Annotated in this window: 3 protein-coding genes and 1 pseudogene; all 4 read right to left on the reverse strand. The window is 42.4% G+C overall.

Annotated elements, in window-relative coordinates; all coding sequences use genetic code 11:
• Window positions 1–538 precede the first annotated feature (538 nt).
• A complete protein-coding gene (gene deoC, locus AC1DVB_RS25325) occupies window positions 539–1,210 on the reverse strand; it encodes a deoxyribose-phosphate aldolase (RefSeq protein ID WP_034308525.1) in 672 nt (223 codons plus the stop codon).
• 159 nt (window positions 1,211–1,369) lie between these two features.
• Window positions 1,370–2,707 (reverse strand): tRNA (N(6)-L-threonylcarbamoyladenosine(37)-C(2))-methylthiotransferase MtaB, encoded by a 1,338-nt coding sequence (gene mtaB / locus AC1DVB_RS25330; protein WP_034308527.1) that lies wholly within the window; start codon window positions 2,705–2,707, stop codon window positions 1,370–1,372.
• Between the two features lie 6 nt (window positions 2,708–2,713).
• On the reverse strand, window positions 2,714–3,466 hold the full coding sequence (locus AC1DVB_RS25335) for a 16S rRNA (uracil(1498)-N(3))-methyltransferase (protein ID WP_057278848.1): 753 nt from the start codon (window positions 3,464–3,466) through the stop codon (window positions 2,714–2,716).
• A 138-nt stretch (window positions 3,467–3,604) separates the two neighbouring features.
• Window positions 3,605–4,540: pseudogene (gene prmA / locus AC1DVB_RS25340) on the reverse strand (50S ribosomal protein L11 methyltransferase); the annotation flags it as partial.
• Window positions 4,541–4,554 lie beyond the last annotated feature (14 nt).

Genomic DNA, 4,554 nt, shown 5'->3' on the forward strand with positions numbered 1-4,554 from the left:
AAATAAGGGCAGTCCAAAGTCATTGGCAACTGACTACGGGACTGCCATAAATAAGATAGTCATAACCTAAACGCATAGATAATAAGGGCGGTAAATGATTTCAGCTAACCTTTTATAATTAGTTTTATGGTTCAATAAGCTCAAACCACTCAATAATACAGCAGCTACTATCAAAATCAGCAAACTTTCATTAGAGAATGATGTTAACAGCAGTTATTACTGCCATTATAAATAAAACGGTTATTGAAGTGTAAAACTTCACCATGCATTTTACCATTCAAAATGAAAATCCAATTTAAATAAGCATGTTTAATCCCTGTTTGATGCCTCCTAATATCTATTAAATCCACAATAAACATAGTTTTGAATGTATGGGTTCCATAAATGATACAGGTCCTCTTGAAGAAATAGGCCAATATTCGGGCAAGGGAAATTGCCAGTTGAATTATTTTTGAAATCAATATAAAACAGGCGGAGAAAAAATAATTCATTTTTCTCCGCCTGCTTTATTTTAGGGAATTATACAGTCCTTACAAAATCAATAATCGGAATCAGCCGTTAAGCCCTTCACGATGGAGACACCTGCACTCGCTCCAATTCTTGTTGCACCAGCTTCAATCACATTCTGGGCATCGCTCGTGTTGCGGACCCCGCCTGAAGCTTTGACACCGATATCCGGGCCAACCGTTTTTCTCATAAGCGCGATATCTTCAACTGTCGCTCCGCCGGTCGAAAAACCAGTTGATGTTTTCACATAATCCGTTCCGGCTTTTACGGCCAATTCACATGCACGGACTTTTTCTTCATCGGTCAATAAAGAAGTTTCAATGATCACTTTTGAAAGAGCCTTACCAGTGGATGCCGCTACCACAGCACGAATATCCCGCTCTACCAACTCATCATCCTTGTCCTTCAATGCGCCGATGTTGATCACCATATCGACTTCGTGAGCACCATTGGCGATGGCATCTTTCGTTTCAAAAGCTTTGGTTTCCGGTGTGGTTGCACCTAGAGGGAAGCCGATTACCGTACACACTTTCACTTCTGAACCTTCCAAAAGTTCACTTGCATATTTCACCCAAGTCGGGTTTACGCATACGGAAGCAAAGTTATACTCTCTCGCTTCTTCGCATAATACCTTTATTTGCTCTTTGGTTGCATCTGCTTTTAATAACGTGTGGTCAATTAAACCTGCTACATTTTGTGACATTAATAAATCCTCCTCAAAAACAATCTATACCTAGTTGTACGTACCTCTCATGATACCATAGTTTATCCAATTTGACGATATATATAGTCTTTACCCGAAAGCGCCAAGAAAACACATCTAAAAAAGGATAATAAAAAAAGACAGCGGTTAACCGCTGTCTTAGATATTGGATGCTTGTTGCAACGGAAAATCCTTCACGACCGTCACGAACTGACCTTCACTAAATGGATAGCCAGATTTTGTGATTTTAACTTTGACGATTTCACCGACCATTTCTTCCGATGCCGGGAAGACGACTTTCATGTAATTATCTGAGTAGCCCTCATAAAGGCCATTTTCCAACTTCGTTTCAGGAATGACTTCCAGAACTTCCCCCTCGAATCGGGAGGCATACTCTTTTGCCAACTGATCCGACAACGTAATAAGGCGGTGGACTCGTTCATTTTTGATATCTTCATCCACTTGATCTCCCATACGGGCAGCCGGAGTCCCTGTCCGTTTTGAATAAGGGAAAACATGAAGTTCGGAGAATTTATATTTTTCTATAAAGTTATATGTCTCCATGAATTCTTCTTCAGTTTCACCTGGGAAACCTACGATGACATCAGAGGTAACAGCAAGGCCCGGAAGTGCAATTTTCAGCTTTTCGATTCGATCACCGAAGAAATCCATCGTATATTTACGTCTCATCCGTTTTAGAACGGTATCGGAACCCGATTGGATTGGTATATGCAAATGACGTACCACTTTTTTCGAATTCGTCAGCACTTCAATGATCTCATCTGTAATTTGGCTGGCTTCAATGGATGAAATACGGATACGCTTCAGCCCATCGACTTTCTCCAAGTCACGCAGCAGCATCGCCAAATTATAGTCTTTCAAATCGTCTCCGTAGCCGCCCGTATGGATTCCGGTAAGGACTAGCTCCTTATAGCCTGCCTCAACAAGCTGTTCAGCCTGGTGAACGACTTCTTTTGGATCGCGGGAGCGCATCAAGCCACGTGCCCAAGGAATGATGCAGAAAGTGCAGAAATTATTGCAGCCTTCCTGAATCTTCAGTGAAGCGCGTGTACGGTCTGTAAAAGCAGGTACATCCAACTCTTCGTAGACACGGTTTTTCATGATATTACCTACGGCATTGATTGGTTCACGCTCAACCTTGAATTGCTCAATGTAATCAAGCAGTTTAACCCTGTCTTGTGTTCCTACAACAATATCCACACCTGGTATGGCCATGATTTCTGCTGGCGATGTCTGTGCGTAACATCCCGTTACCGCTATGACGGCATTCGGATTCTTACGAATGGCACGACGGATGACCTGACGGCTTTTCTTATCGCCAGTGTTTGTCACCGTGCATGTGTTGATGACATATACATCTGATGTATTTTCAAACTCAACACGATCATATCCCCCAGTTTTGAATAATTGCCATATAGCCTCTGTTTCATAATGATTCACTTTACAGCCTAATGTATGGAAAGCGACCGTTGCCATTTTTCATCACCTCAAAAGTTCTACATGATAAGAAACAGCGGAAAGTGCATATAAAGGTGCTGTTTCAGTTCTTAATATTCTTGGTCCAAGACCGCAAGCCATAAAACCGGCATCAGTCAGTTTTTCAATTTCCTTATCTGCTAAACCACCTTCAGGCCCAAAAACGAATAGGATGGATTGCCCAGCAGTAATATCTTTCAAGACAGAAGCGAGTACAGAAGTTTCCCCCCGTTTTGCCTCTTCTTCAAAAGCGATTAATTTATGATCGAAACCGGAAGCATACCCAGCTAGCTGATCTGCCGTCATCGGTTCCTTGATGACAGGGATAACCGTGCGGTGAGATTGCTCAGCCGCCTCTTTTGAAATCTTCTGGAGCCTCTCCAATTTCTTGCCTACCTTTTTGTGGTCCCATTTTACCACCGAACGAGCAGCAATAAAAGGGATAAATTCAACGGCACCCAGTTCAGTGCCCTTTTGAACGATATATTCCAATTTATCCCCTTTAGGCAGACCGCTCGCAATCACTACCCTTACAGGAAGTTCCTTTTCTTCATTCTTCCATTCAGTTACCGTACCTATTACAGCATCATCAGTAATTTCCGAAATTTCCGCGATAGCTGTCATGCCATTACCTTTCACCGTGATGATCCGCTCACCTGGTCCCATTCTCATCACTCTGGCGATATGGTGAAAATCATCACCTGATATCGTCACCATGTTTCCATTGATATCTGCTTCGTTAAGAAAATACCGTTGCACACTGCCACCTACTTCGTCTAGTCTAAATAACTCACAGGCTAACAGTCGGGAATCCAGAATGCAAGMCGTGCAAAGATTCAAGCTAAAAAAAGGTACTCTGACTATCAAAAAAACCGATAATCAGAGTAACTTTTCCAATTAAGCATTTCTTTTTGCGATTATTGCCACCCAATCTTCCATCAAGATCGTTTCCTCAACGGTGAAACCAGATGCTATAATCGCTTCCTTCACATCTTGTTTCTTAGTTTGAATGATTCCGGAAGCGATGAAATATCCGCCAGGTTTAACGACTTTCGCTACATCATCCGTAAAACGCATGATCACTTCGGCAAGAATATTAGCCACGACGATATCCGCTTGTTCATTTACACCATCCAGTAAGTTGCCTTGTGACACGGACACTTTATCCTGCACGTTATTTATTTCAACGTTTTGCTTGGCTGACTGTACTGCCACTTCATCCAAATCAAGTGACTGGATTCGTTTTGCATCCAATAATGCAGCTGCAATGCTTAGAACACCAGAACCAGTTCCTACATCAACGACTAAATCCCCAGGCGTTACTGTTCGTTCCAGCGCTTGGATGCACATGACCGTCGTCGGGTGTGTTCCCGTTCCGAAGGCCATGCCTGGATCAAGTTCAATGATCAATTCGTCACTGCTTACCGGAGTATAGTCTTCCCACGTTGGCACGATGGTAAAACGTTCGGATATCTTGACGGGGTTATAATATTTTTTCCAAGCCGTCGCCCACTCTTCTTCATTCACTTCACTAATTGAAACAACATTTTTCCCAAGGTCAATATCAAAAAGAAGGAGATTATTGATTGATTCCTTAATAGCATCAATGGTATCGCCAAGGAAGCTGTTTACGGGCAGATAAGCCTTAATGACTACACCTTCATCCGGATAATCATCGGGGTTTAAGTGGTAGATTTCGCCAAAAACATTTTCACGTTCCTTGACTAATTCTAGAGGATCCTCAATGACAACACCGCTCGCACCTGCCTCAAGAAGACTATTAGAAACAGGTACAACCGCTACATACGTTGTTTGGAGTGCAAATTCAGACCACTACATAATCTCCA

This window comes from Peribacillus sp. P4_D6 (genome assembly GCF_056401795.1).

Excerpts from the sequence above, each read along its gene's own strand:
- deoC (WP_034308525.1), bottom strand. The coding sequence starts at position 1,210 with ATGTCACAAAATGTAGCAGGTTTAATTGACCACACGTTATTAAAAGCA.
- mtaB (WP_034308527.1), bottom strand. The coding sequence starts at position 2,707 with ATGGCAACGGTCGCTTTCCATACATTAGGCTGTAAAGTGAATCATTAT.